The organism is Hyphomonas sp., from assembly GCF_022844445.1.
Classification (GTDB): domain Bacteria; phylum Pseudomonadota; class Alphaproteobacteria; order Caulobacterales; family Hyphomonadaceae; genus Hyphomonas.
This window is the reverse complement of the sequence record NZ_JALHLS010000001.1, coordinates 560,335-578,812: the sequence shown is the minus strand read 5'-3', so window position 1 is coordinate 578,812 and position 18,478 is coordinate 560,335. Positions and strand designations below refer to the sequence as shown.

General features: G+C 64.5%; 22 protein-coding genes. 10 read left to right on the top strand and 12 right to left on the bottom strand.

Going from position 1 to position 18,478, the window contains the following annotated elements; all coding sequences use genetic code 11:
* The first annotated feature begins 30 nt into the window (after positions 1-30).
* The gene (gene lepA / locus Q0C17_RS03070) at positions 31-1,836 is read left to right on the top strand and encodes a translation elongation factor 4 (protein ID WP_291201124.1); all 1,806 of its coding nucleotides are present in this window, start codon (positions 31-33) and stop codon (positions 1,834-1,836) included.
* Here the strand turns inward: lepA and Q0C17_RS03065 are convergent.
* Positions 1,833-2,066: a hypothetical protein gene (locus Q0C17_RS03065; protein WP_291201103.1), complete on the bottom strand. Its 234-nt coding sequence runs from the start codon at positions 2,064-2,066 to the stop codon at positions 1,833-1,835. The genes lepA and Q0C17_RS03065 overlap by 4 nt on opposite strands.
* Before the next feature lie 173 nt (positions 2,067-2,239).
* On the opposite strand from Q0C17_RS03065, the gene tsaD reads away from it, so the two are divergent.
* Entirely contained in the window at positions 2,240-3,340 is a 1,101-nt protein-coding gene (gene tsaD, locus Q0C17_RS03060; protein WP_366914745.1) for a tRNA (adenosine(37)-N6)-threonylcarbamoyltransferase complex transferase subunit TsaD, read from the top strand.
* Between the two features lie 655 nt (positions 3,341-3,995).
* Here tsaD and Q0C17_RS03055 read toward each other — a convergent pair.
* Complete coding sequence (locus Q0C17_RS03055) at positions 3,996-4,688, bottom strand: TetR/AcrR family transcriptional regulator (protein WP_291201097.1); 693 nt, start codon at positions 4,686-4,688, stop codon at positions 3,996-3,998.
* A gap of 145 nt (positions 4,689-4,833) precedes the next feature.
* Between Q0C17_RS03055 and Q0C17_RS03050 the strand changes: the two genes are divergently transcribed.
* Positions 4,834-5,130 (top strand): YciI family protein, encoded by a 297-nt coding sequence (locus Q0C17_RS03050; RefSeq protein WP_291201094.1) that lies wholly within the window; start codon positions 4,834-4,836, stop codon positions 5,128-5,130.
* Positions 5,127-5,813 carry a glutathione S-transferase gene (locus Q0C17_RS03045; protein ID WP_291201092.1) on the top strand — a complete coding sequence of 229 codons (687 nt, stop codon included), beginning with the start codon at positions 5,127-5,129 and terminating at the stop codon, positions 5,811-5,813. Before Q0C17_RS03050 ends, Q0C17_RS03045 begins: the two co-directional genes overlap by 4 nt.
* Here Q0C17_RS03045 and Q0C17_RS03040 read toward each other — a convergent pair.
* From Q0C17_RS03040 to Q0C17_RS03010, 7 genes are all read right to left on the bottom strand, one after another.
* Entirely contained in the window at positions 5,791-6,600 is an 810-nt protein-coding gene (locus tag Q0C17_RS03040; protein WP_291201089.1) for a sulfotransferase domain-containing protein, read from the bottom strand. The genes Q0C17_RS03045 and Q0C17_RS03040 overlap by 23 nt on opposite strands.
* A gap of 36 nt (positions 6,601-6,636) precedes the next feature.
* Positions 6,637-7,176: a hypothetical protein gene (locus tag Q0C17_RS03035; RefSeq protein ID WP_291201086.1), complete on the bottom strand. Its 540-nt coding sequence runs from the start codon at positions 7,174-7,176 to the stop codon at positions 6,637-6,639.
* A gap of 132 nt (positions 7,177-7,308) precedes the next feature.
* The gene (locus Q0C17_RS03030) at positions 7,309-9,465 is read right to left on the bottom strand and encodes a PQQ-dependent dehydrogenase, methanol/ethanol family (protein ID WP_291201083.1); all 2,157 of its coding nucleotides are present in this window, start codon (positions 9,463-9,465) and stop codon (positions 7,309-7,311) included.
* A 116-nt stretch (positions 9,466-9,581) separates the two neighbouring features.
* The gene (locus Q0C17_RS03025; RefSeq protein WP_291201080.1) at positions 9,582-10,505 is read right to left on the bottom strand and encodes an aspartyl protease family protein; all 924 of its coding nucleotides are present in this window, start codon (positions 10,503-10,505) and stop codon (positions 9,582-9,584) included.
* A gap of 87 nt (positions 10,506-10,592) precedes the next feature.
* Positions 10,593-11,474 (bottom strand): orotidine-5'-phosphate decarboxylase, encoded by an 882-nt coding sequence (pyrF, locus tag Q0C17_RS03020; RefSeq protein WP_291201077.1) that lies wholly within the window; start codon positions 11,472-11,474, stop codon positions 10,593-10,595.
* On the bottom strand, positions 11,471-12,307 hold the full coding sequence (locus Q0C17_RS03015; RefSeq protein ID WP_291201074.1) for a serine protease: 837 nt from the start codon (positions 12,305-12,307) through the stop codon (positions 11,471-11,473). The genes pyrF and Q0C17_RS03015 overlap by 4 nt, the downstream gene beginning before the upstream one ends.
* 7 nt (positions 12,308-12,314) lie before the next feature.
* Positions 12,315-12,752: a DUF350 domain-containing protein gene (locus tag Q0C17_RS03010; protein ID WP_291201071.1), complete on the bottom strand. Its 438-nt coding sequence runs from the start codon at positions 12,750-12,752 to the stop codon at positions 12,315-12,317.
* 107 nt (positions 12,753-12,859) lie between these two features.
* On the opposite strand from Q0C17_RS03010, the gene Q0C17_RS03005 reads away from it, so the two are divergent.
* Genes Q0C17_RS03005 through Q0C17_RS02985 form a run of 5 tightly spaced genes read left to right on the top strand, consistent with a single transcriptional unit; the run spans position 12,860 to position 15,471 of the window.
* Positions 12,860-13,642, top strand: a complete 783-nt coding sequence (locus tag Q0C17_RS03005) for a 3-hydroxybutyrate dehydrogenase (RefSeq protein WP_291201068.1) — start codon at positions 12,860-12,862, stop codon at positions 13,640-13,642.
* A gap of 45 nt (positions 13,643-13,687) precedes the next feature.
* A complete protein-coding gene (locus tag Q0C17_RS03000; RefSeq protein ID WP_291201065.1) occupies positions 13,688-14,041 on the top strand; it encodes a hypothetical protein in 354 nt (117 codons plus the stop codon).
* Positions 14,042-14,084: 43 nt separating this feature from the next.
* Positions 14,085-14,720, top strand: coding sequence for a hypothetical protein (locus Q0C17_RS02995; protein ID WP_291201062.1), 636 nt, complete (start codon positions 14,085-14,087; stop codon positions 14,718-14,720).
* A gap of 26 nt (positions 14,721-14,746) precedes the next feature.
* Entirely contained in the window at positions 14,747-15,082 is a 336-nt protein-coding gene (locus tag Q0C17_RS02990) for a heavy metal-associated domain-containing protein (protein ID WP_291201059.1), read from the top strand.
* Complete coding sequence (locus Q0C17_RS02985; protein WP_291201056.1) at positions 15,079-15,471, top strand: hypothetical protein; 393 nt, start codon at positions 15,079-15,081, stop codon at positions 15,469-15,471. Before Q0C17_RS02990 ends, Q0C17_RS02985 begins: the two co-directional genes overlap by 4 nt.
* A 40-nt stretch (positions 15,472-15,511) precedes the next feature.
* Here the strand turns inward: Q0C17_RS02985 and msrB are convergent, their stop codons facing one another.
* The 3 genes from msrB to Q0C17_RS02970 all read right to left on the bottom strand — a co-directional run bounded on the left by msrB (position 15,512) and on the right by Q0C17_RS02970 (position 17,040).
* Positions 15,512-16,021 carry a peptide-methionine (R)-S-oxide reductase MsrB gene (msrB, locus tag Q0C17_RS02980; protein ID WP_291201054.1) on the bottom strand — a complete coding sequence of 170 codons (510 nt, stop codon included), beginning with the start codon at positions 16,019-16,021 and terminating at the stop codon, positions 15,512-15,514.
* 71 nt (positions 16,022-16,092) lie between these two features.
* Complete coding sequence (locus Q0C17_RS02975) at positions 16,093-16,404, bottom strand: transcriptional regulator (RefSeq protein ID WP_291201052.1); 312 nt, start codon at positions 16,402-16,404, stop codon at positions 16,093-16,095.
* A 12-nt stretch (positions 16,405-16,416) separates the two neighbouring features.
* Positions 16,417-17,040, bottom strand: a complete 624-nt coding sequence (locus Q0C17_RS02970) for a hypothetical protein (RefSeq protein ID WP_291201050.1) — start codon at positions 17,038-17,040, stop codon at positions 16,417-16,419.
* 133 nt (positions 17,041-17,173) lie between these two features.
* Between Q0C17_RS02970 and Q0C17_RS02965 the strand changes: the two genes are divergently transcribed.
* Positions 17,174-18,439 (top strand): cytochrome P450, encoded by a 1,266-nt coding sequence (locus tag Q0C17_RS02965; protein WP_291201048.1) that lies wholly within the window; start codon positions 17,174-17,176, stop codon positions 18,437-18,439.
* Positions 18,440-18,478: the final 39 nt, after the last annotated feature.

Genomic DNA, 18,478 nt, shown 5'->3' with positions numbered 1-18,478 from the left:
GCGCCGCACCTACGCCGCTATATGCCGCCCATGACCCCACGCGACAAAATCCGCAATTTCTCGATCATTGCCCATATCGACCATGGCAAATCGACCCTCGCCGACCGGCTGATCCAGGCCTGCGGCGGGCTTTCCGACCGTGAAATGAGCGAGCAGGTGCTCGATTCCATGGATATCGAAAAGGAACGCGGCATCACCATCAAGGCGCAGACCGTGCGCCTCAGCTACACGGCCAAAGACGGCGAGACCTATACGCTGAACCTGATGGACACGCCCGGACACGTCGACTTCGCCTATGAGGTGAGCCGGTGCCTGGCCGCGTGCGAGGGCTCGCTGCTGGTGGTGGACGCCTCGCAGGGCGTGGAAGCACAGACACTCGCGAACGTCTACCAGGCGATCGATCAGAACCATGAGATCGTGCCGGTGCTGAACAAGGTAGACCTGCCGGCCGCCGATGTGGCGCGCGTGAAGGAGCAGATCGAGGAGATCATCGGCCTCGACACGGCGAATGCGGTGGAGATTTCGGCCAAGACCGGCCTTGGCATTCCGGACGTGCTGGAAGCGATCGTCACGCAGCTGCCGGCGCCAAAGACCGGCGACGTGAATGCGCCGCTGAAGGCTGCGCTGGTCGACGCCTATTACGACCCCTATCTCGGCGTGGTCGTGATTGTGCGCGTGCACGACGGCGTGCTGAAGAAGAAGCAGTCGATCCGCATGATGCGCACCGGCGGCGTTTATGAGATCGACAAGATCGGCACGTTCAATCCGAAGCTCACCGAGACGGACGCGCTCGGCCCGGGCGAGGTTGGCTACTTCGTCGCGTCGATCAAGGAAGTGGGCGACACGGCGGTCGGCGATACGATCACGGAAGACAAGCGGCCGACCGACAAGGCCCTGCCCGGCTACAAGGAAGTGCAGCCGGTGGTGTTCTGCGGCCTGTTCCCGATGGACGCGGGCGACTTCGACGACCTGCGCGCCGCGATGAGCAAGCTGCGCCTGAACGATGCGTCGTTTACCTGGGAAATGGAGACGTCCGCAGCGCTCGGCATGGGTTTCCGCTGCGGCTTCCTCGGGCTGCTCCACCTCGAGATCATCCAGGAGCGCCTCAGCCGGGAGTTCGACCTTGACCTGATCGCGACCGCGCCGAGCGTGGTCTACCAGATGAGCATGACGGACGGTTCCGAAATCGAGCTGCACAACCCGGCGGACATGCCGGACGTGGTGCGCATTTCGGAAATCCGTGAGCCGTGGATCTCTGCAACGATCTACACGCCGGACGAGTATCTCGGCTCGATCCTGAAACTCTGCCAGGACCGGCGCGGCATCCAGACCGAGCTTTCGTACGTGGGCGGACGAGCCTGCGTGAAATACGAACTGCCGCTGAACGAGGTCGTGTTCGACTTCTATGACCGGCTTAAATCCATCTCGCGCGGCTATGCGAGCTTTGATTACAGCCTCATCGGCCACCGCGCCGAGAACCTCGTGAAGCTGCAGATCCTCGTCAACGAGGAACCTGTGGACGCGCTCGCTATGCTGGTGCACCGCGACCGCGCCGAAGGGCGCGGACGGCAGATGTGCGAACGGCTGAAGGACCTGATCCCTCGGCAGATGTTCAAGATCCCGATCCAGGCCGCGATCGGCGGGCGCGTGGTCGCGCGCGAGACGATCAGCGCGATGCGCAAGGACGTGACCGCGAAATGCTATGGCGGCGACGCGACGCGCAAGCGCAAGCTGCTCGACAAGCAGGCCGCCGGCAAGAAACGCATGCGCCAGTTCGGGAAGGTCGAGATTCCGCAGGAAGCCTTTGTGGCGGCGCTCCGGATGGATGGGGATTAGAGCCAGACGGTCGTCCAGCCGTTGAGCCAGGCGATGCCAAGTGCAATCGGCGGGACGAGCCCGGTTGTGAGCATCCAGGTACGCAAGCCGTAAGGCCAGTAGTACGGGCCCGAGCGGTGATTTGTTTCTTCGCCAAGACGCTTGCGTCGCCGCTTGGTGTTCAAGGGCCGTGGCGGCTTTTCGATCCGGTGGCGGCGCCTAAAGCGGAGGATGTTGTTTGGGCCGGTCATGTATGAACTGGTTTCTGCCTGCCGGGCCAAAAGTCTCACGATACGGATGACTTTGGATTTCGCAGTTCGGTGAAATTGCTCCGATCATTGTCAGCCAGCCTCAAAGGCCTCTTGCTCCTCTGGCGAGGAGGAGGAGAATCAGGTGGCTTCCGCCTTCTCCCCTGCCCCGCTATATGCCCCGCATGACACGCGCTCTGACCATACTTGGGATCGAGACAAGCTGCGACGAGACCGCGGCCGCCGTGCTTCGCTATGAGGAGGGTCGGGTCACGCTGCTCGCCGATATCATCCGCACGCAGCTGGAGGAGCATGCGCCGTATCGGGGCGTGGTGCCGGAGATTGCGGCGCGGGCGCATGCGGAGCTGGCGGACCTGACGGTGGCGGCGGCGATGCAGGCTGCGGGGATTTCGTATGACGCGCTCGACGGCGTGGCGGCAACCGCCGGGCCGGGGCTGATCGGCGGGGTGCTGGTGGGGCTGATGACGGGCAAGGCGGTGGCGCAGGCGGCCGGCGTTCCGTTCATTCCGGTGAACCACCTGGAGGGGCATGCCCTCTCCCCTCGCCTCTCGGCGGATTGTCCGTTCCCGTATCTTCTGCTGCTGGTCTCCGGCGGGCATTGCCAGTTTCTCGAAGTGCGCGGGCTTGGCGATTACCGGCGGCTTGGCTCGACCATCGACGATGCCGTGGGCGAGGCGTTCGACAAGGTGGCAAAGCTGATGGGCCTCGGCTTTCCGGGCGGGCCGGCAGTGGAGCGGCTCGCGGCGGCAGGTAACCCCAAGGCATATGACTTTCCGCGCCCGCTGCTGAACCGGCCTGGCCTTGAGATGAGCTTTGCGGGGCTCAAATCCGCCGTGGCACGCGTCGCGGCGAGCGCGCAAACGGAAGGGCAGAAGGCCGATATATGCGCAAGTTTCCAGGCGGCGATCTGCGATGTACTGGCGGAAAAATCCCGCCGGGCGCTGGCAGCGTTTGACACCGGTGCGGACGACAAACGTTTCGTGGTGGCCGGCGGCGTGGCGGCCAACAAGGCGATCCGCGCGGCACTGGAGCGGGCAGCGGAAGAGAACGGGGCGCGGCTGATTGCGCCGCCGCTTCGTCACTGTACGGACAATGCCGCGATGATCGCGCTGGCGGGGGCAGAACGGCTGGCGGCGGGACTCGTGGGCGGCGCGGACGGACTGGACGCCGGATCGCGGCCGCGCTGGCCTCTGGACGAGGCATCCGCGCTGAGCACGCCCATCTATGGCGGCGGGCACAAGGGCGCAAAAGCCTAGACTTCACACCATGCGGGCAAGGAAAAGCCGGAACCTGGCGGCGGGGGAAGCCTCAGGTTCCGGCTGGGGCCTGCTGCGCGTCAGGGGAGCAACGCGCGTCGCAGGAGACATTCGTCGGGCAAATGGGCGGCTGCCGGCCAGCGGCAGTACGCGGCACGTTCAGACGACGAAGTGGGTGAGGCCGTAGGTTGCCCAGACGATCAGGGCGGTGGCCGGAATGGCGGCAAGGAACGCGAAGAGGGACTGTTTGGCTTCCTGGCGGGACGAGGTGGTCATTTGAGGCTCTTTGATCTGGTGGATGGCAACCGCTGCCTTCCATGAGTTTGTATGTAGCATGGGTTTGAACGTTGGTCAATGAACGAAATCGTTTTTATTTAGCGTTCATTGCTCATTTTTACGTCCGGGCGATCAGACGGCGAACTGGGTCAGGCCATAGGCCGTGGTCAGGGCGAAGATCATCACGCCGAAAGCCACCGTCCAGGTGACGGCGGTTTCGAGGTTCTGTTTGAGGGTCGGGCTTTTCACGGGTCGGTCTCTTGCTTTGAATGTCGATGGCGATCATCGCCATCCTGAGACCGATATGGGCGTAAATTATTGTTTTTCAATATGCATCAATCGAAATTCGATACGAACTTTCGAATGGTAGGGCCGAAGGCTAGTTGGCCTTCAGCGCCGAAACCGGGAGGACCTTGCCGGTGACCGGGCAGACCTCGCCGGTCGGCGGGGTAACGCCGTCCCAAGGGGCCGGAACGGCGGCGCCGGTGGAAATGCCGGCGAGCAGGAGGTCCATGACGCCGTCGAGTTCGCGCTGAAGCTTCGGCAGGGTCAGCTTCGAGAAAAGCTGAGGGAAGCGGAACTTCATCAGGGCCGACTGCCACATCTCGGCAGTCTCGTCAGGGTTGGCGAGGGGGCGGAAGTCGCCGGCGGCAACGCCGTCCTGCAGGATCTGGACGAGGAAGACGCGCTCCTTGGCAAGCTTGTCGTTCATGTAGAGGGGGCGTTCCTTGCCAAGCACTTCGGCGACTTCGAGGATCTTGGCTTCGTCCTCGATGGCCGAGTAGGTGCGGGCCAGATCATAGTGAAAGAGCTCGCGCAGCCGGTTGGCGGCGGAATCCTTGCGGGCGACAATCTGGGCAAAGGTGAGCCAGGATTCCTCGTTGAACTTCTGCGCCATGGCCTCCGCGATATCCAGCTTGGAGGCGAAGAAGCGATAGATGTTCCCGGCCGACATGTTGCAGTCGCGGGCGATCTCCGCCATCGTCGTCTTCGAATAGCCGTAGTGGAGGATGCGCTCCACGGCGGCCATGAGGATCTGCTTGCGGGTGTCGTCAGTCGGGCTTGGGCTCATCGGCGCAGCCTACACCAAATTCCTGAACAATCAATATAGTATTCAGCGTCCACTCGTATAACGAGCATAGCGGGCGCGGCAGCACCCCATGGCAAGCCCCCGGCGCTTGTGCCATAGCGTCGGAAACACATGAAGGAGGCCGGTTTTGGCACTGTTCTGCCTGCATTGCCTGGACAATGAAACGGATGGGGCCGCCCGGCGGGCCGAAGCGCGCCCGGCGCACCTGCAGTGGGCGGCGGGCCTTGGGCAGGTCGTGCGCATGGCCGGGCCCTTGCTTGATTCTGAAGGCCGGATGGTCGGCTCGGTCTTCCTGATCGAGGCCGAATCGCTGGCCGCCGTTACGGCGCTGAACGCCGAGGACCCCTATTCGAAGGCCGGCGTATTCGGCCGTGTGACCATCAACGAGACCCGCTGGGCGATTGGCGAAGGAAAGCCCGCATGAGGCAGTTCATCTCCGGCAACCTCAACTATTCAAGCTGGTCGATCCGGCCGCTCCTGGTGTCGCGCAAGGTAGGCCTGCCGGTCGAAGAGATCATCGTGCCGCTGGATTTCCCCGAGACCTCGGCGAAGCTGAAGGCGCTCAGCCCGACCGCGAAGGTCCCACTTCTGATCTGGGACGGACTGGAAATCTGGGAGAGCCTCGCGATTGCGGAGTTCATTGCCGAATGGGCGCCGCCCGGCGAGGTCTGGCCTGAAGCTTCGGAAGCGCGCGCAATTGCCCGCGCCGTCTCCAGCGAGATGCATGCCGGCTTCCAGACCATCCGCAACATGTGCTCGATGGACATTCGCTCGCGCCACCCTGCCCCGGACATGACCCCGGCGCTGGAGGCCGACATCACACGCCTGCAGGCGATGTGGAGCGGTCTGCGTGCGAAATACGGCAAGGGCGGACCCTTCCTGTTCGGCAAATGGTCGGCGGCAGATGCCTTCTTTGCACCTGTCGTTACTCGGTTTCGCACTTACGGCCTTCCGCTGACCGGCGCCGCGTCGGAGTATGCGGCGGCCGTGCTGGAAGACCCGCTGTTCCGCACGCTGGAAGAGCAGGCGAAGCTGGAGCCGTGGTGGATCAAGTACGGCCCGGACGGGCGCTCGAGCGGAATGCTTACACCGCCGGCGGCAACATGAGGTCGTAGCCGAGGTCGTAGCGGAAAAGCTCGCGCACGCGGCTGGCATAGATGTCCATTGCCTCGCCGGAGAAGAGTGCGGTGAGCGATTGCTGCCGGTTCTGCAGCACGTTCGGCTCGGCGTTCGGATCGACTTTCAGCGCCATCGCCTCTTTCGTGCCGGCCGTGACGGCGGCGTCCAGCGCTTCGGGCTTGAAGCTGATGCCCCAGTGGCGGGCGATGGCCTGGAGCGTCCCGCGCGGATCGGCACGGGTGGCTTCGTACTGGACGCGCAGGATGGAGGACGGAAACTTGGCCTCGACCTCGCCCCAGCGGTTCCAGAAGCGGGCGAGCCAGTAGAGATCGCACCGGTAACGCTTCCCGTCCGGATCGCCGCGCAGGTATTCGAGCCAGTCGACCTGAATGTCGTATTCCCACTTGGCGTGGTGGGAAGCGAGGATGCTCATCGGATGGCGCACGCAGAGCGCATAGGGCGGCAGGCCTGCAAGGCTGCGGGCAGCGCCCCAGTCAGCAAGGCGGTGCGGGATCGTGTGGCTGAAGGCGAGGCGTGGCAGCTGCGGATAAGTCACGTCATCCTTTGGCCAGCCGATATAGGGACGCACGCCATCCTCGGAAAAATACTCCGGACGCGGAATTGCGTACGTGTCGGCGAGCGCAACCGCCAGCATGTACTTGACCCAGTGCGTGCCGGAGTTCTTCGAAGTGACGAGGAAGCCATCAAAGGCGCCGTGCCGCAACACGGAGAAGTTCATCCAGTTGTCGTTCCAGACACGGGCGGCGTAGCTCATGGTTTCGCCTAGACCAGCGACAGGCGAGGCGCAAGCTCAGGTCTTGAGACCGGCGAGATCGCGGTAGACCTGCAGCAAAGCCATCTGCTCGCGCGTCGGCAGGCCTTCGGCCTCGGAGACGGCGACGAGCATCGCGTCGAGGTCGACGATCTCTTTCGGGCCGAGCTGGGACGCGTGGACGACAAGCCGGCTGAGCTGCGTCATCGTCTGGTGCGGCGGCGGGCAGGACTGGCTGACCCAGGACGCATGCGCGGCAAGCTCCTGGGCGTCTCCGGGCGTGTACTGGAAGTGCTCCCGGATTTCGGCCTCGATGACTTCGCCCTGAAGCAGTGTCAGCGGCCCGCCGCGCGCGAGCGCGATCTGCATCATCATGATGGCGGCAGCTTCGCGCGGATCGTCAATCAGGTCGAGGCCGCCCTTTCCCGACTTGTACTTGAAGGCAAGCCGGCGCGGCGCGTTGGCGACCGTCTTGGCAACGTCCACCGCGACATCCAGTCCGCGCTTCGCCATCTGGAGCCGCCAGACCCAGAAACCGATGGTGGCGAGAACTGCAATAAGGCCGAGGAGGATATGCATGGAGCAAAGATAACCCCGGACGTGAAACGGCGCCATGGGAATCGGCGGCGCGCCGTTTGATGGGGCGGGCCCGAACGCAAAAGCCGCGCCCGCTTGAGCAGGCGCGGCTGAAGGTTGCGGTTAGCTACCGGCTTACTGCGTGCCGCCGGCTTTCACTGCCGTGTGGGCCTGCGTCAGGACATAGGCGCGGATCGCTTCGGACTCGTCCGGGGTCAGATAATCGGCGAAGGAGACCATGCCGTTGGCCGAGAGGTTGCCGTCCAGCACAACCCCTTTCCAGGCGTCCTTGTTGCCGGTGATCGCCGACCAACGAAGGTCCGGCAGCACGCCGGACGAGACGCCGAGCGGGCCGTGGCAGACGGCGCAGTTGCGGGCATAGTGCACGGTGCCTTCGGAGATCACCGAAAGGCTGCCGAAGGCGGCGGCTTTCGGCGTCTTGTCGATGGGCGGGAGCGCGGTATCGGCGATCTCGGCTGTGCCACCGATTTTGAAGGTGACAACCTTGCCGACCGAGGGGGAGACTTTCTCGTCGAAGCCGAACCCGGCCGCGAGGGCGAAGGCGGAGCCCCAGCCGGTGGTGATCGTGACGTACTGCTCGCCGTCAATCATGTAGGTGCCGGGTCCGGAGGCACCGCCGGATTTCAGCGGATGCGTCCACAGCTTGGCGCCGGTGGCGGCGTCAAAGGCGGAGAAGTCACCCGTGAGGCGGCCCTGGAAAACGAGGCCGCCGGCGGTGGAGAGCACGCCGCCATTCCAGGCATTCTCGTGCTCAACCGTCCAGCGCGCCTTACGGGCAACGGGATCCCACGCGATCAGGCGGCCCTTGAGGCTGGCGCGCAGCATCTTGGCAACTTCCGGCGGAGCGATGGGCGGCACGCCCGCGGAGAAATCGATGCCGGTATTCCAACCTGTGGGACGGGAGGTGAAGCGGGAGTCTTCGACATAGGCCTGCGGGATTTCCTGCGCCGGGATGTAGGCGAGACCGAGGTCAGGGTTGAAGGCCATAGGCTGCCAGTTGTGCCCGCCGAGGGGGCCGGGCGTCTGCTGGAAGGGCTCCTTGCCATAGCGGGCTTCTGCGACTTCGACCGGGCGTCCGTTGGCATCAAGGCCGGTGGCCCAGTTCACGGGCACATAGGCGTCGCCGGAGATGTACTGGCCGGTCGCAGCATCGACGACATAGAAGAAGCCGTTTTTCGGCGCCTGCATGGCGACGCGGCGGCTGGCGCCGCCTTCCCCGAGCGGGAGATCCGCCAGGATGATCGTCTGCGTGGCGGTATAGTCCCAGTTGTCGCCGGGCGTGGTCTGGAAGTGCCATTTGTAGGCGCCGGTTTCGGCGTCGATGGCGACAATGGAGGAAAGGAAGAGGTTGTCGCCGCCGGAGGGGTCGCGGAACGTGCGGTTCCAGGGCGAGCCGTTGCCGACGCCGAAGATGATCTGGTTGTTCACTTCGTCATAGACAATCGAGTCCCAGACGGTGCCGCCGCCGCCATCCGTGGTCCAGGCGCCCTCGTCACCCCAGGTGACGTTGCCGATCTTGACGAAGGCATCGTCGGAGGCAGCGCCGTCAGGCTGCTTGGTGGGGTTCGGGACAGTGTAGAAGCGCCAGACGAGATCGCCGGAGCTGGTGTCATAGGCGGAGAGGTAGCCACGCACGCCGAGTTCGGCGCCGCCATTGCCGATGAGAACCTTGCCGTTCACGACGCGGGGCGCGCCGGTGATGGTGTAGGGTTTGGACTGGTCGACGGTGACCTTGCTCCAGACCACGGCGCCGGTTTCGGCGTTCAGGGCTTCGAGGCGGCCATCGATGACGCCGACATAGACCTTGCCATCATAGACGGCGACGCCGCGGTTGACGACATCACAACAGGCTTTGACGCCGACAGCGCGATCGACTGCCGGGTCGTAGACCCACTTTTCCGCACCGGTCTTGGCGTCGAGCGCGTAGACGACCGACCAGGCGGAGGTGACGTACATCGTACCGTCGACCACAATGGGGGTCGATTCGACGCCGCGATTGGTGGCGAGGTCATAAGTCCAGGCGACGCCGAGCTGGCCGACATTGTCCTTGTTGATCTGGTTCAGCTTCGAATGGCGCTGTTCGTCATAGGTGCCGCCATAGGTGAGCCACTCGTCGGCAGCGCTGGCCGAGGAGATACGCGCGGTATCGACCGCGGCAAAGCCTTCCGGCTGCGCGACGCGGGTGTCACGTCCGCCGCAGGCAACCAGCAGGAGCGCCGATCCCGCAATAAGCGCCGGGCCTGCCCAGCTGCGCAATTTCCTGATGTCCATGACTGCCTCCCGAACCGCGCCCCGGCCTGTCAATCGGCGGGGTCACAGGGGCACGAGACTAGCTGGTCGCGCGCCAATGTCGAGGCGTGACGCGGCGGGAGCATGATCTGCGGGGCTCAGGAACCGGCAGGGCAAACCGCCACGCGCCGGGTGCGCTGGTCGAAAGCAAGGATGTGATGCTGCAGGACTTCAGCGCCGACGAAGAGTTCCGGAAACTCGTCCGAGACGCGCACATCGATGTCCGACACGGTAACGTCCCCGATCTTGACCGGACCCTGCAGCAGGCCGCGGTCCAGACTGATCGTCGTGTTTGACAGGCTGCCCTGGCCCGCCGCTTCCAGCGCGCCGCCGCCGACCGCGTCGAAAAGGGTGCGGGGGAAGACCATCGTGGCGCCGGCGCCGGTATCGAGATTGGCGTCGACGACTTTGTCGCCGATGATCACAGGCACGCGGAACGGGCGCTCATAGGCGAGGGCGCCGGGCGCATCTGCGGGGATGCTGCGGCTCCGGCTGAACGAGACCGTGCGCGCAGGAAAGTCGATCACGAGCAGGCCGTCGGCAAAGAAGTCGCGGCCGACGATACCGGCGATCTCGGCGCCTTCAGGGGCCTTGCTGCTGTAGTCGCGGGTGATCACCTCGAGGTCGGTCCGGACAAGGCCGCCGAGATCCAGCGAGTCGAGCTGGACGGTATCGGCGGAGGCAACCGTAACACCATCGCTATTGGCGGCCGCGCCGGTCACTTCCAGGCCAAGGATGGCCGTCAGGCTTGCATCAGCGCGGCCGAGACCGCTGGCACCGGTGTCGATGGCGAAAGTGTGCGGGCCCGTGCCGTTGACGCGTGCCTGCACATAGACCCGGCCATGCACGATCTGAAAGGGCAGGCGCATGTCGGCCTCCGCATCCGGTATGCGCGACAACGAGCAGGCGCCGGGTACCGGCGCTGCGGCGGTGTCACCCGCATGGGCGCAGCCGCTGGTGACCAGCAGCGCTGGCAACGCGGCCAGCAGCAAGCGGCGGAGACATAAGTTTGGTGATGGCATCCTGGGCCCCTTCAATCGGTTGCAGGAACACGATGCGCCCAGCCCCGCCGCTGGATGCAGCAGCGCGTGCAAAAGCTTTTCCGGGTGTCAGGCCGTCACGGCTTCGGCGAGGCCGGCCTTGGCGTCGTCGATGGCGGCGGCGACCGCGTCCTGCCAGGCTTCGACGGTAGCCGCGCCCGCCGCAGAGGCGGGAAAGTTCACCGAGCGCGAGGCGCTGACGACACCGCCTTCGATGTGATTGCCGCGCGCGATGAGGCCTGCGAGGGCATCACGGGGATCAGCCCCCTGCGCGCCGTAGCCGGGCACCAGGAAGAGGGCCTTGGGCGCCGCAGCGCGCACGCGGCGAGCTTCTTCCGGAGCCGTGGCGCCGACGACCATCATCAGGCTCGACCAGCCGCACGGGCTCATCAGCCGCTCGGTAAGCGGGCGGAGCGCCTCAGCGACGCGGATGTAGAGCGGCTCGCCGCCGGTATCGAGCATCTGGAAATCGGCCGCACCGGGATTGGAGGTGCGCACCAGCACGACAATTCCCTTGCCGTTTGTCTCGGCGCGTTTGGCGAAAGGCTCCAGCGTATCGAGGCCCATATAGGGGTTCACGGTGATCGCGTCGGATTCGAAGAACGCGGCTTTGCCGAGATAGGCTTCGGCATAACCTTCAGCGGTAGAGCCGATATCACCGCGCTTGGCATCCATCAGCACGAGCAAACCCGCGTCGCGCGCCGCGCGGGTGATGGCGGCCAGAGCGGCCATGCCGCCGGGGCCGAGGCGTTCGAAGAAGCCGGCCTGCGGCTTGATCAAGGCAACCCGGCCCGCAGCGACCTCGACGAGGGCCCTGCCCCAGTATTCGACACCCTTTGCAGTATCGCCGCCGAACAGCGCGGGCACCATACCGGCATGCGGATCGACGCCGACGCAGAGCGGCCCATGGCGGCGCACGCCTTCGGTGAGACGGGCGGCAAAATCGCTCATGGAATGACCTCGCAGGTGACTTTCACGACCTGTAGCCTGCGCCGCGCATTGTCGGAAGGCGCGCCGTAACCGGAAAGTTCGAACTTGTCTGCGGGGCCGGATTCGAGCGGGACGCCCAGTTTGGTGAGGAAGGCTTCGACCGATTGCGGCGCGGTGGTGTAGATGCGGCCGCGGCGGGGGCTTTCGGCGACGATCACGCCGCGTACGGCGCCGGTGGCATCAAACATCGGCCCACCGGAGATGCCGCCGATCGTGCCGCGCAAGCCTTCGGTGCGGCCGATTTCAGCCCAGGCGAGGATAGGCGCCTCGGCGCTGCGACGGCCACGCGTGACGAGGCGCGAGCGGGCGACAAGGCGGGTGGCGAGTTCGCCGGGCTCGCCCTGCGGGAAGCCGACGGCAAAGCCTTCCGAGCCGACGCGAAGCGGACCCTGAAGGGCGAGCGAGACGGGAAAGGGGCTGCGGCCGGTGGAGAGCAGGGCGAGGTCGTGATCCTCGTCCACCATGATATTGGCGACGGGCACATAATTGCCGGGGGCAACCATCAGGGTGACCTTGGCGCAGCCCTCGACGACATGGCGTGCGGTGAGCCAGTCGCCGCTGGAATTGACCGCGAAAGCTGTGCCGACCCCGTTCTGCGGCTCACCGACCTGCACGAGAACAAGCTCATCGAGCGGCGAGGGGTCCGGCAGCAGGGGGCCGAGTTCCTCTGCGAGCTCTTCCTGGAACTCTGACATCGGCGCAGGCGCCGGTGCATCGGCACTCGGCGCCAGCGCGAAGATGACGGCGAGCATCAGCCCGAGCGCGCCAACATAGATGAGCCAGTCAAATCGCATGGGGCCTTTATAACCTCTGGAGCACAGGGTCCCAGAGGCCAGCTGCAAGGATCATCGCGGTAGATACCTTGGCGGCAACCAGCACCGTGGCAGCGCCGATCTCGTCCTTGGCGATGCGGCCGGGAATATCGCGCAAGATGAGATCCACGACCCGATAGGCGATGAGCTGCATCAACAGCGCGATAGCGCCCCAGATCAGCAGCCCTGGTAGCGTCATCGAGGAGGCAAGGGTCGAGGAGATCGGAATGGCGAGGCCGACAATGGCGCCGCCGAGGGCTAGCCCGGCGGCGGTGTTTCCGGAGCGCACAAGTGAAAGTTCCTTCCACGGCGTCAGCAGCACATAGGCTGTGGCCGCGAGCAGCAGCATCAACCCTGCGGCGCCGGTCGATAGCAGGAAGCGGGGAAACGCCGCATCGAAGGCGCTGATTTCTCCACCGAAGGGCATCACTCGCACGTCCTCTCTATATTACCGCAGGATAATCTGATCAGGGTTGCCAGAGCGCCCCGCCGTGCCTACCCACAGGCCACCCCCGCCTCAAGGAGACAGTTCGCATGTTGAAGGGAAAAACCGCCCTCGTGACCGGCTCGACCAGCGGGATCGGGAAGGCAATTGCCACCCGGCTTGCGGCCGAAGGCGCCAATGTGATGCTCAACGGTTTCGGTGACGCGAAAGAAATCGAAACGCTTCGGGCGGGCATCGAAAGGGATCATAAAGTAACAGTCGCCTTTTCGGGCGCCGACCTGACCAAGGCCGAGGCGATCGAGGGCATGATGGCGCAGGCCGCCGCGACGTTTGGCGGGATCGATATCCTGGTCAACAATGCGGGCACGCAGTTCGTTTCCCCCATTGACGAGTTTCCGGTCGCCAAGTGGGACCTGATCATCGCTCTCAACCTGTCTTCGGCCTTTCATACGACGCGCCTGGCCCTTCCCCACATGAAATCGAAGAAATGGGGCCGCATCCTGAACATGGGATCGGCGCATGCGAAGGTCGCCTCGCCGTTCAAGTCGGCCTATGTAGCAGCCAAGCACGGCCTGTCGGGCCTGACCAAGACGACGGCGCTGGAAGGCGCGACCTTCGGTGTTCGGGCCAACCTGATCTGCCCCGGATATGTGTTCACGCCGCTTGTGGAAGGCCAGATCGCCGATACGGCCAAGGCGCGCGGCATGACCGAGGCGCAGGTGAAGAACGATGTGCTGCTCGCCGCGCAGCCGACCAAGGAATTCGTGACCGTGGAACAGGTGGCCGGCTTTGCCGCGTTCCTTTGCTCGCCGGCCGCCGATTCCATCAACGGCGCAGACCTGTCTATTGATGGCGGCTGGACAGCGCAGTAATCGCCGCATTGACCGGATGCGGACGAAGGGCCATCTTCGGGGCGCATGCTGAAACGCGTTCTCTTTCTGGTTCTGGGCATCTGGCTGATTGCAGCCAGCGGCCTCAGCGCGCACGCGGGGCCTTGCGGCCTGCAAGGCGCGAACGTGGAAATCGCTGCTGAAGCCGGCGGACATGAACATTGCGACATGGCTGCGAAAACAGAGAGCAAAACGCCGGACGCACCCAAGGACTTCAGCAAGGCAGCCAACTGCTGCTGCCCGGCGGTGCTCTCGGCGCTGCCGGCGCCTGCCGTTCCGGCTACCGGATCGCTGGCCTTCGCCCTGCCGGGAGACTTTCCCGCAGATGTGCGCGCGCCTTCCCGCACCCTGATTCCCGAGACGCCGCCGCCGAAGGTCTGATCCTCCGTACACGCTGGATCAACTTCGGATAAGGAACGGCATCATGCCTCCTCGATACCTTGTTGCAGGGCTTGCCCTTGCAGCGCTCGCTGCGCCTGCCAGCGCCCGGCCCGTCTCCTATGCAGGGGGCTGGACGGCGATGCAGGAGAATAACGGGATGTACTCATCCCTGCTTGTCCACTACTCGCCCACGGAGACCGACTCGATCGGCCTCTATGTCGAGCAGAACCAGGACATGGACCAGACGTTCACCGGCCTGCAGTACAACCGGCTGGTCCGGCGGTGGAACGCGCCGCAGAGCCAGGGAAACCTGTACCTGAAGCTCGGGGCGGGCGCGGCAGATGCCTTCGGCAGCGGCGGGGCAGACGTCGGCACGTTCGCGGGGATTGCGGCTGACTGGGAAACCCGGCGCGTATTCATCTCTTATGATGTGCGTGCGCGCGATTACGGGCCGGATGAGACGATCTCGCATGCCGCGCGGATCGGTGTTGCGCCCTATGTGGCGGAATTCGGAGACCTTCACACATGGGCGATGGTGCAGGTGGAGAATACGCCGGAGGCGGACAATCCCGTTACGGTGACCCCGTTGCTGCGCTTCTTCAAAGGCCCCCTGCTCGTCGAAGCCGGTTACACGCTTGAGGAGGAGGAATTCCTGCTCAACTGGACCTGGCGCTTCTGATACACTCACTTGAAAGGAACATATCCATGAACCTGATCAAAACCTTCGCGTTTGCAGCGGCCGTGTCGATGGCACCTGTACTCGCGCATGCTGCACCGGAGACACCTGCCATGGCTGAACCTGCGTCCGGCGAAATCCTGATGGCCAACGTGAACGGCCTCGTCTGCGACTTCTGCGCCCAGTCGATCCGAAAGATCCTGGGCAAGGACGACGCCGTGCAGAAGGTGCAGGTCGACCTGTCCAAGGGACAGGTGCGCGTAGACCTCAAACCCGGCAAGTCCCTCGACGATGCCGCGCTCGAGAAGCTGATCCGTAAGGCCGGGTATTCGCTGGTTTCAGTTGACCGGAACGTCGCAAAATGACGGACACGGATGAAATCCGCCCGCCGAGCATGCTGCCGGCTTTCCTGTCGCTGTTTACCTCGACCGGAACACTCGTCTGCTGCGCCTTGCCCGCGTTGCTGGTGAGCCTCGGCGCGGGCGCGGTGATGGCAGGGCTGATCGAGGCGGTGCCGCAGCTTGTCTGGCTCGGCAAGCACAAGGCGGCCGTGTTCGGCGTGGCCGGGGCGCTGCTGGTCGTCTCCGGGCTCTGGCAGTGGCATGCGCGCAGCCTGCCCTGCCCGGCCGACAAGGCGCAGGCTGCGGCCTGTGCACGGGCACGGCAGGTCAGCTGGATCGTCTGGGGGCTGAGTGTTGCGCTCTTTGCGGTCGGCTTCTTCTTTGCCTTCCTCGCCGCGTCGGTCTTCTACTGAACGGGCCGCCCCCTCGCCAATCCGGCGCGAGGGTCGTCCATCACGCCGCCTTGAAGGTCAGCGCAACACCATTGTTGCAGTAACGCAGGCCCGTCGGCGCCGGGCCGTCGTCAAAGACATGGCCGTGATGACCGAGGCAGCGCGCGCAGTGGTATTCCGTGCGCGCTATGAATAGCTTGCGGTCGATGCTGGTGCCAAGCGTCCCGGGGATATAGTCCCAGAAGCTCGGCCAACCGGTGCCGCTGTCGAACTTCGTGTCGGACGAGAAGAGGGCGAGGTCGCAGCCCGCGCAGTGAAACACGCCGGGGCGTTTCTCGTCGTTGAGCGGGGAGGTGAAGGCGCGCTCGGTATCGTGCTTGCGCAATACAGCAAAGGCGGCGGGGGCGAGGCGGGACTTCCAGTCCGCTTCGCTGAGACGTCGCCATTCATCGTCGGTATAGTCCGAAGGCGTGGAGGCAGACGCTTTGGGCGCGCCGCCGGAACAGGCAGCGAGGGCGAGTGTGGCGCCGGACAGAAGGACGAAGCGGCGGGAGAAAAAGTTGTGTGTCATCCCGCTTCATACGCATGGAGCGGCCGCATGGTTCAACTCAACTCGCCGTGATCCGGCAATCGGGCGCTGTACTACTCGGCGGCTTTCATGATGGCTTCCATGCGCTGGATCCACAGGATCCAGGCCTTGCGGCCCTTGTCTGTGAGAAAGACGCGCGTCTGCGGCTTCTTGCCGACAAAGCGCTTTTCCTGCGTGATGTAGCCTGCCTCTTCCAGCTTCTTCAGGTGGGTCGACAGATTGCCATCGGTGGCGCCGACCTTGTCACGCAGCTCACCGAAGATGGCGGGACTGGCGGCCGATAGGTAGGCCATGACGCCGAGGCGCAGGCGGCCGTGGATGACGTCATCGATATCATTATGGTCGAAGGGATTGTCCTCGCTCACGCGCGCTGCCCCTCAGACCGTGGTGGCCGGTTCGCGGCGCATCAGCATGAGCCCAGGCACGCAGACGGCAAGGAAGGCAACTGCAGCGCCGACCAGCCAGACATATTCCGTATCCGACAGGACCGCGGCAGCCGTGGTGCCTGCAAACGCCGCGATACCGGCGAACTTAAGCGCGCCATTGCCGGCGATCAGCCCGGTAACAAACTGGCCGAGGCCGTAGAGGCCGATCACCATCGGCACCGACCAGTAGAAACCTTCATAGCCTCCATCAAAGAACAGGATGCGTCCGATCACGCCCATGAAGAACGCGAAGAGGACAAAGCCCGCGCTCATCCAGACGATCGACTGGACGCGGTTACCTGTCGAAGACACGCCGGGCTTCGAGCGAATGAAATGCTGCAGCACAAACTGGCCGGCGCCTCCAAGCAGGGAGATCGGGATCCACCAAAGCCAGAGCGATTCCGGGCCAATGCCGACCGAGTCCGTAGCGATCAGAAAATGGCCGACATAGGCGACCGTCATCAGGCCGCCCCACCAGGTCAGAAAGCGGCCGCCCAGCAGCGGTGCGTTGTGACCCGCCTCCGCAAGATCGCGAACATAGGCCAAGTCATTCGACAGGGTTCCGGGGGAAGCCATCTGGTGTCTCCTTAAAGCACTTTGAAATCCAAAGTATTGAAGGCCGCCCTGCTTGTCAAGCGGCGCTCAGGTCCGATTGCGGAAACAGCCGAAATCTGAAATACAACTTCTGTTTGCATTTGGGGTCTTTTGTATGCAAAGATTGAAACCGGAGCCGGAGGCAACGCCCTTACCCAATGGCTTTGAGCTCACCGAACTCAATCCCGACTTCCTTCGGGATCCGCACACGATGCTTGACCGCCTGAGGTCGGAAGCCCCCCACCATATCCATGCCCATGCGCTGTTTCCGGATGCGCCAACGGGGCTCTACCTGACGCGCCACGAAGATGTACGCGCCGTTTTCGCTGACGCGACTTACCAGCGCGATCCGCGCGCCACGCCGACCGGCTCGCTCGCCCGCAGCTTTGCGCCGGCCTCGGTGATGACCGAGGGGCCGCACGGCAATCTGCTCTACCTGGACGGCGCGCAGCACCGGCGCGTACGGGGACTCGTCTCGCGCGCCTTTACGCCGAAAGCGATTGCCGCCAAGCGCGGCGAAATCGAAGCGATTGCGGCGCGGCTGCTGGCGGAGGCCGCGAAGAAGCCGGATTTTGATTTCATCTCCCAGTATGCGGCGCCCTTTCCGATCTACGTGATCGGCGACATGCTGGGCCTTCCGCGTACAGACATGCCCCAGTTCCGGCAATGGTCCGAAGACCTGATCTTCGTCTTCAACCCCCTGAGGACGCCCGAGCAGGACCAACGGCAACTGGCAGCCTTTGCAGGCTTGGAAGCTTATTTTGCCAGCGCAATTGATCAGCGCCGCCGCGCACCAACGCAGGACCTGCTCTCCGCCATCGTGCATGCCGAAAGCGAAACGGAAGCGAAAATGTCGGACATTGAGCTGTCCACCCTGCTGCTCCTGATCCTGCTCGCCGGGAACCTGACCACCGCTGATGTTCTGGGCAACGGATTGCATGCGCTGCTCGAGGCTCCGGAGGAATGGGCCGCGCTGAAGGCCGAGCCGGATCTCGCCGTTCCGGGCACGGAGGAAATGTTGCGTCATGGGCCGCCAGTGGCGATTGCGGCGCGGTATGTGCCGGAGGACCGCGAAGTCCTTGGCTGCCCCGTAAGGCATGGCGCGGCGGTGGTGCTGTCGCTGCTGGCGGCCAACCGCGATCCCGAGGCCTTCGATGATCCGCATGCCTTCTGCATTCGCCGGGGGCGGCGTGATCATGTCTCCTTCGGCGGCGGGGTTCACGCCTGTCTCGGGGCGCCGCTGGCAAGGCTGGAGATCGAAGTGACCCTGCGCACGCTCGCGACGGACTATCCCGGCACGCGCCTTACCGCGCCGGCGGTGCGCGACCGGCCGACCATCGGCTTTGTCGGCTTCCGAGAACTGCGCCTTTCCCTGACCTGATACGGCTGCCCCCCGGGACGCGGCCAGCGGGCGCTCCGC

Bases quoted from the DNA above. Each gene is read 5' to 3' on its own strand.
- Q0C17_RS02965 (WP_291201048.1), top strand. From the start codon at position 17,174: ATGCAAAGATTGAAACCGGAGCCGGAGGCAACGCCCTTACCCAATGGC.
- Q0C17_RS02990 (WP_291201059.1), top strand. From the start codon at position 14,747: ATGAACCTGATCAAAACCTTCGCGTTTGCAGCGGCCGTGTCGATGGCA.
- Q0C17_RS02985 (WP_291201056.1), top strand. From the start codon at position 15,079: ATGACGGACACGGATGAAATCCGCCCGCCGAGCATGCTGCCGGCTTTC.
- Q0C17_RS03040 (WP_291201089.1), bottom strand. From the start codon at position 6,600: ATGAGCTACGCCGCCCGTGTCTGGAACGACAACTGGATGAACTTCTCC.
- msrB (WP_291201054.1), bottom strand. From the start codon at position 16,021: ATGACACACAACTTTTTCTCCCGCCGCTTCGTCCTTCTGTCCGGCGCC.
- pyrF (WP_291201077.1), bottom strand. From the start codon at position 11,474: ATGAGCGATTTTGCCGCCCGTCTCACCGAAGGCGTGCGCCGCCATGGG.
- Q0C17_RS03055 (WP_291201097.1), bottom strand. From the start codon at position 4,688: ATGAGCCCAAGCCCGACTGACGACACCCGCAAGCAGATCCTCATGGCC.
- tsaD (WP_366914745.1), top strand. From the start codon at position 2,240: ATGCCCCGCATGACACGCGCTCTGACCATACTTGGGATCGAGACAAGC.
- Q0C17_RS03000 (WP_291201065.1), top strand. From the start codon at position 13,688: ATGCTGAAACGCGTTCTCTTTCTGGTTCTGGGCATCTGGCTGATTGCA.
- Q0C17_RS03015 (WP_291201074.1), bottom strand. From the start codon at position 12,307: ATGCGATTTGACTGGCTCATCTATGTTGGCGCGCTCGGGCTGATGCTC.
- Q0C17_RS03065 (WP_291201103.1), bottom strand. From the start codon at position 2,066: ATGACCGGCCCAAACAACATCCTCCGCTTTAGGCGCCGCCACCGGATC.
- Q0C17_RS03045 (WP_291201092.1), top strand. From the start codon at position 5,127: ATGAGGCAGTTCATCTCCGGCAACCTCAACTATTCAAGCTGGTCGATC.
- Q0C17_RS03030 (WP_291201083.1), bottom strand. From the start codon at position 9,465: ATGGACATCAGGAAATTGCGCAGCTGGGCAGGCCCGGCGCTTATTGCG.
- Q0C17_RS02970 (WP_291201050.1), bottom strand. From the start codon at position 17,040: ATGGCTTCCCCCGGAACCCTGTCGAATGACTTGGCCTATGTTCGCGAT.
- Q0C17_RS03025 (WP_291201080.1), bottom strand. From the start codon at position 10,505: ATGCCATCACCAAACTTATGTCTCCGCCGCTTGCTGCTGGCCGCGTTG.
- Q0C17_RS02995 (WP_291201062.1), top strand. From the start codon at position 14,085: ATGCCTCCTCGATACCTTGTTGCAGGGCTTGCCCTTGCAGCGCTCGCT.
- Q0C17_RS03035 (WP_291201086.1), bottom strand. From the start codon at position 7,176: ATGCATATCCTCCTCGGCCTTATTGCAGTTCTCGCCACCATCGGTTTC.
- Q0C17_RS03005 (WP_291201068.1), top strand. From the start codon at position 12,860: ATGTTGAAGGGAAAAACCGCCCTCGTGACCGGCTCGACCAGCGGGATC.
- lepA (WP_291201124.1), top strand. From the start codon at position 31: ATGACCCCACGCGACAAAATCCGCAATTTCTCGATCATTGCCCATATC.
- Q0C17_RS03010 (WP_291201071.1), bottom strand. From the start codon at position 12,752: ATGCCCTTCGGTGGAGAAATCAGCGCCTTCGATGCGGCGTTTCCCCGC.